The organism is Pseudomonas sp. Pseusp97, from assembly GCF_047304025.1.
In the GTDB taxonomy this organism is placed as follows: domain Bacteria; phylum Pseudomonadota; class Gammaproteobacteria; order Pseudomonadales; family Pseudomonadaceae; genus Pseudomonas.
Genome location: NZ_JBGLYK010000291.1, coordinates 1 through 5,708, shown reverse-complemented (window position 1 = coordinate 5,708; position 5,708 = coordinate 1). Strand labels below are relative to the sequence as shown.

5 protein-coding genes and 1 pseudogene are annotated in these 5,708 nt (G+C 68.2%); 4 read left to right on the top strand and 2 right to left on the bottom strand.

Translation table 11 applies throughout. The features are described from left to right. Both ACCC94_RS27315 and ACCC94_RS27310 read right to left on the bottom strand, forming a co-directional pair. Positions 1 to 237, bottom strand: a pseudogene (locus ACCC94_RS27315) (two-component sensor histidine kinase); the annotation flags it as partial. Continuing rightward, positions 218 to 973, bottom strand: a complete 756-nt coding sequence (locus ACCC94_RS27310) for a response regulator (protein ID WP_413352728.1) — start codon at positions 971 to 973, stop codon at positions 218 to 220. The gene ACCC94_RS27310 and the pseudogene ACCC94_RS27315, both read right to left, overlap by 20 nt. A gap of 319 nt (positions 974 to 1,292) precedes the next feature. On the opposite strand from ACCC94_RS27310, the gene kdpF reads away from it, so the two are divergent. The 4 genes from kdpF to ACCC94_RS27290 all read left to right on the top strand — a co-directional run. Continuing rightward, positions 1,293 to 1,382 (top strand): K(+)-transporting ATPase subunit F, encoded by a 90-nt coding sequence (gene kdpF, locus ACCC94_RS27305; protein ID WP_009618573.1) that lies wholly within the window; start codon positions 1,293 to 1,295, stop codon positions 1,380 to 1,382. An 8-nt stretch (positions 1,383 to 1,390) separates the two neighbouring features. Next, positions 1,391 to 3,085 carry a potassium-transporting ATPase subunit KdpA gene (gene kdpA, locus ACCC94_RS27300; protein ID WP_413352727.1) on the top strand — a complete coding sequence of 565 codons (1,695 nt, stop codon included), beginning with the start codon at positions 1,391 to 1,393 and terminating at the stop codon, positions 3,083 to 3,085. A 12-nt stretch (positions 3,086 to 3,097) separates the two neighbouring features. Then, the gene (gene kdpB, locus ACCC94_RS27295) at positions 3,098 to 5,158 is read left to right on the top strand and encodes a potassium-transporting ATPase subunit KdpB (RefSeq protein WP_413352726.1); all 2,061 of its coding nucleotides are present in this window, start codon (positions 3,098 to 3,100) and stop codon (positions 5,156 to 5,158) included. A 204-nt stretch (positions 5,159 to 5,362) separates the two neighbouring features. Next, positions 5,363 to 5,708, top strand: a 346-nt coding sequence (locus ACCC94_RS27290) for a potassium-transporting ATPase subunit C (protein ID WP_413352725.1), incomplete at its 3' end; no start/stop codon positions are given.

Here is a 5,708-nt window from a genome sequence, read left to right as displayed (position 1 = left end):
GGGCGGCTGGAAGCCTTGCGGCGGCGGGCCACGCTCGAAGCCCTGCTCCGGCGGCGGTGGTGGCGGCATGTCGGGTCGGTGCGGGCCGTAATGGTGGAACCAGGCAAAGGCCAGCAGGTGGGCGATCACGATAGCCAGCAGGAACACGCCGAACAGCCGGGCGAACAGGCTGTCGGCGCGCTGCAGCGGTTTTTCCCTGGCGCGCTCGGGCGCGGACTCAGGCGATGTCGCGGACATCGAACAGGTACCCCTCGCCGCGCACGGTCTTGATCAGCCGGGGCGAGCGCGGGTCGTCGCCAAGCTTCTGCCGCAGCCGCGAGACCAGCAGGTCGATGCTGCGGTCGAAGGCTTCGATGGCGCGACCGCGGGCGGCGTCCAGCAGCAGTTCGCGGTTGAGCACCCGCCGCGGGCGTTCGAGGAACACCCAGAGCAGGCGGAATTCGGCGTTGGACAGCGGCACCACCAGGCCATCGGGTGCGTGCAGCTGGCGCAGCACGCTGTCCAGGCGCCACTGATCGAAGCGCACCTGGGCGCGCGGTTCGCCGCGTGCGCCTTCCTCGCTGGGGCCGCTAGTGCCGCGCACGCGACGCAGGATGGTCTGGATACGCGCCACCAGCTCGCGCGGCTCGAAGGGCTTGGCCATGTAGTCGTCGGCGCCCAGTTCCAGGCCGATGATGCGGTCCGCCGGCTCGCAGCGCGCGGTGAGCATGAGGATCGGGATGTCCGACTCGGCGCGCAGGTAGCGGCACAGGGACAGGCCGTCCTCGCCGGGCAGCATCAGATCCAGCACCACCACGTCGAAGCTTTCGTTTTCCAGCGCACGGCGCATCTCGACGCCGTCGGCGACGCCAAGGGCCTCGATGTTGAAACGCGCGAGATAACCGCAGAGCAGCTCGCGGATCGGCTCGTCGTCATCCACCAGCAGGGCGCGGGTAGTCCAGCGGCGTGGGTCGTCGGAAGTGGTGAGTTGCATGAAGGGACCTGTCGCAGGAAACGTGGGGCAGGGTGGCCAAAGGCCTCGATGGGCATGCGACGGACGCATGCTAACCCGTCATCGCGTGCGCGGGCCATGGTCGGCGAGGCTGCAGCCGACGGGTGTCGCCAGCGTGTCGGTTGTGTATCGGAGTCGATACAAAGGCGCCGGGCGCCCTGGCTGCGCGCTTTTTTACGCCTTCTTTACGCCGCCCGGCGAGGCCGGGAATCGCTCCTTTACGCCTTGCTTGCGGAGAATTTCCGTCAGGCGGCAAAGGCCGCCCAAGCGATGGAGTCGCCCGCGTGAGGAGAAACAAAGCATGAGCGTGCTCGACGGTGTGTCACTGGTCCTGGCCACGGGACTGTTCATCTACCTGCTGGTGGCGCTGCTGCGCGCCGACCGTTCCTAGGAGTGGCCATGAACAGCCATGACGTATTGCTGATCGTTGCCTTCCTGGCGCTGGTGCTGGTGCCGGCGCCCTTCCTCGGGCGCTTCTATTACAAGGTGATGGAAGGGCAGCGCACTTTCCTCAGCCCCGTCTTCCTGCCGCTGGAGCGGGCGATCTATCGCGCCTGTGGCATCCACCCCGAAGACGAACAGGACTGGAAGAGCTACACCGTCGCGCTGCTGGCGTTCAACCTGGTGGGGCTGGTGCTGCTGTTCGCCATTCTCCTGCTGCAGGGCTCGCTGCCGCTCAATCCGCAGCACCTGCCGGGCCTGGAGTGGACGCTGGCGTTCAACACGGCGGTGAGCTTCGTCACCAACACCAACTGGCAGGCGTACAGCGGTGAAGCCTCGCTCAGCTACCTGAGCCAGATGCTCGGCCTGACCGTGCAGAACTTCGTCAGTGCCGCCGTCGGCCTGGCCGTGCTGGTGGCGCTGGCCCGTGGCATCGCGCGCAAGTCGACGAACAACCTGGGCAACTTCTGGGTCGACCTGACCCGCGCGACCCTCTACGGGCTGATCCCGCTGTGCCTGCTGCTGGCGCTGCTGCTGGTCTGGCAGGGCGTGCCGCAGACCTTCCTCGACTATGCCCACGCGCTCACCGTGCAGGGTGCCGACCAGCCCATCCCGCTGGGCCCGGCCGCCAGCCAGATCGCCATCAAGCAGCTGGGCACCAATGGCGGCGGCTTCTTCGGCGTGAACTCGGCGCACCCCTTCGAGAACCCGACCATCTGGAGCAACCTGTTCGAGGTCGTCTCGATCATCCTGATCCCGGCCGCGCTGGTGTTCACCTTCGGCCACTACGTGAAGGACCTGCGCCAGAGCCGCGCCATCCTCGGCTGCATGCTGGTGCTGTTCGCCCTCGGCCTGGGCGTGACCCTGTGGGCCGAGTACCAGCCGAACCCGGCGCTCAGCGCGCTGCCGGTGGAGCAGGTCGCTCCGCTGGAAGGCAAGGAAAGCCGCTTCGGCACCACCGCCAGCGTGCTCTGGGCGGTGACTACCACGGCGGCCTCCAACGGCTCGGTGAACGCCATGCATGACAGCCTGAACCCGCTGTCGGGCATGGTCGCGATGCTCAACATGATGGTCGGCGAAGTGATCTTCGGCGGTGTCGGCGCAGGCCTCTACGGCATGCTGCTGTTCGTCCTGGTCGCCGTGTTCCTCGCCGGGCTGATGGTCGGCCGCACCCCGGAATACCTCGGCAAGAAGCTCGAGGCCCGCGAAGTGCGCCTGCTGGTGGCGACCCTGCTGGTGATGCCGGTCGGCGTGCTGGTGCTCGGCGCCATCGCCGCCAGCCTGCCGGGCCCGGCCGCGGCGGTGAGCAACCCTGGCGCCCATGGCTTCAGCCAACTGCTCTACGCCTACACCTCCGGCACCGCGAACAACGGTTCGGCCTTCGGCGGCTTCGGCGCCAACACCCCGTTCCACAACCTGATGATCGCCCTGGCCATGTTGATCGGTCGCTTCGGCTACATCCTCCCGGTGCTGGCGATCGCCGGCAGCCTGGCGGCGAAGAAGGCCACGCCGGTCGGCCCCAACAGCTTCCCGACCCACGGCCTGCTGTTCGTCAGCCTGCTGACCGCCACCATCCTGCTGGTGGGCGGCTTGAACTTCCTGCCGACGCTGGTGCTTGGCCCGGTGGCCGATCACCTGACGCTTGGCTTCTGAGGAGCTGTCGCCATGAATGCGAAAACCCAGGAACTGGCCCTGAACAAGGCCGTCGAGAAACGCCCGACCACCGCGCTGTCGGCCCTGTGGAAGCCGGCGCTGCTGCAGGCCTTCGTCAAGCTCGACCCGCGCCAGCTGCAACGCTCGCCGGTGATGCTGGTGGTGGCGCTGACCGCCGTGCTGACCACCGTGCTCTGCGTCGTGGGCGGCGAGTCGGTGCCCAGCTTCGTCGCCGTGCAGATCGCCGTGTGGCTGTGGTTCACCGTGCTCTTCGCCAACTTCGCCGAAGCCCTCGCCGAGGGCCGCGGCAAGGCCCGCGCGGACAGCCTCAAGGCCCGCACCCAGGGCCTGCAGGCGATGCGTCGCACCGCCAGCGGCAACTTCGAGAAGGTCGCCGCCAGCAGCCTGCGCAAGGGTGATGTGGTGCGCGTCGAGGCTGGCGAGCTGATCCCCGGCGACGGCGAGGTGATCGAAGGCGTGGCGGCGGTCAACGAGGCCGCCATCACCGGCGAATCCGCGCCGGTAATCCGCGAGTCCGGCGGCGACCGCTCGGCCGTGACCGGCAACACCCGGCTGGTCTCCGACTGGCTGTTGGTGAAGATCACCGCCAACCCCGGCGAGTCCACCCTCGACCGCATGATCGCCCTGGTGGAGGGCGCCAAGCGCCAGAAGACCCCCAACGAAGTGGCGCTGGACATCCTGCTGATCGGCCTGACGCTGATCTTCCTGCTGGTGGTCGTCACCCTGAAGCCTTTCGCCCTGTTCGTCGGCGGCAACCTGCCGCTGGTGTTCCTGGTGGCGCTGCTGGTGACGCTGATCCCCACCACCATCGGCGGCCTGCTCTCGGCCATCGGCATCGCCGGCATGGACCGCCTGGTGCGCCTGAACGTCATCGCCAAGTCCGGCCGCGCCGTGGAAGCGGCGGGGGACGTACACGTGCTGATGCTCGACAAGACCGGCACCATCACCTTCGGCAACCGTCGCTGCAGCGCGCTGCATACCGCCCCCGGCGTGCAGCCGCTTGAACTGGCCGAGGGCGCGTTCCTTGCCTCGCTGGCCGATGACACGCCCGAGGGTAAATCAATAGTCGAGTTTCTCCGCGCGCAGATCATCCTGCCGGAACCGGACCGCAACCGCGTGACCCCGGTGGCCTTCAGCGCCGAGACGCGCCTGTCGGGCATCGACATCGACGGTCACGTCTACCGCAAGGGCGCGGTGGACGCCGCGCTGGCCTTCGTCGGCATGGACCGCACGCGGATGCCCGAGAGCCTGGCCAAGGAGATCGAGCGCATCGCCCAGAGCGGCGGCACTCCGCTGCTGGTGGTGGCCGACGGCAAGCTGCTGGGCGCCATCCACCTCAAGGACGTGGTCAAGCCGGGCATCCGCGAGCGCTTCGCCGAGCTGCGCCGCATGGGCATCCGCACCGTGATGGTGACCGGCGACAACCCGCTGACCGCCGCGGCCATTGCCGCCGAGGCGGGCGTGGATGACGTGATCGCCGAAGCCACGCCGGAGAAGAAGCTGGCGCGCATCCGCCAGGAGCAGGGCGAAGGCCGCATGGTCGCCATGTGCGGCGACGGCGCCAACGACGCCCCGGCGCTGGCCCAGGCGGATGTCGGCATGGCCATGAACGACGGCACCCAGGCCGCCCGCGAGGCCGCCAACCTGGTGGACCTGGACAGCGACCCGACCAAGCTGCTGGACGTGGTGCAGGTGGGCAAGGAACTGCTGGTGACCCGTGGCGCGCTGACCACCTTCTCGGTGGCCAACGACGTGGCCAAGTACTTCGCCATCCTCCCCGCGCTGTTCGCCGGCATCTACCCGCAGCTGGGCGTGCTCAACGTGATGAAGCTGGCCAGCCCGCAGAGTGCGATTCTCTCGGCCATCGTGTTCAACGCGCTGATCATCGTCGCGCTGATCCCCCTGGCCCTGCGCGGCGTGCGCGTGCAGGCCAGCGACGCCTCGCAGCTGCTGCGGCGCAACCTGCTGATCTATGGCGTAGGCGGGTTGGTAGCTCCGTTCGTGGGGATCAAGGTGATCGACATGATCCTGGTGGCTGTCGGCCTGGCCTGACGCTCTCTGTAGGTTGGCGTGGAGCGAAGCGATACCCAACAGATCGCCGGACCGCGATGGGTATCGCTCCGCTCCACCCATCCCACAAGGTCAGGCCAGACTCCGGTCTGGCCGGACGCTCCGTACAACTCCCTCTCCCTTCAGGGAGAGGGCGGGGGAGAGGGTAGAAAGCCCTGCTCCAAACCCAACAGAGGAACACGAAAAATGCTCAACCAACTCCGCCCCGCCGTCGCCTCGCTGGTGCTGCTCAGCGCCATTACCGGCATTGCCTACCCGCTGGTCGTCACCGGCATCGCCCAGGTTGCCTTCCACGACCAGGCCAACGGCAGCCTGGTCCGCGATGACCAGGGCAACGTGCGCGGCTCGGCGCTGATCGCGCAGAAGTTCGACGGCGCCCAGTGGTTCCATCCGCGTCCCTCGGCCGGCGACTACGCCACCGTCTCCAGCAGCGCGAGCAACCTCGCGCCGGGCAACCCGGCGCTGGCTGAACGTATCGCCAAGGATGCCGCCGCCCAGCAGATCGGCGCGCAGCCGGTGCCGCTGCCGGAGG

Excerpts from the sequence above, each read along its gene's own strand:
- ACCC94_RS27310 (WP_413352728.1), bottom strand. The coding sequence starts at position 973 with ATGCAACTCACCACTTCCGACGACCCACGCCGCTGGACTACCCGCGCC.
- kdpB (WP_413352726.1), top strand. The coding sequence starts at position 3,098 with ATGAATGCGAAAACCCAGGAACTGGCCCTGAACAAGGCCGTCGAGAAA.
- kdpA (WP_413352727.1), top strand. The coding sequence starts at position 1,391 with ATGAACAGCCATGACGTATTGCTGATCGTTGCCTTCCTGGCGCTGGTG.
- kdpF (WP_009618573.1), top strand. The coding sequence starts at position 1,293 with ATGAGCGTGCTCGACGGTGTGTCACTGGTCCTGGCCACGGGACTGTTC.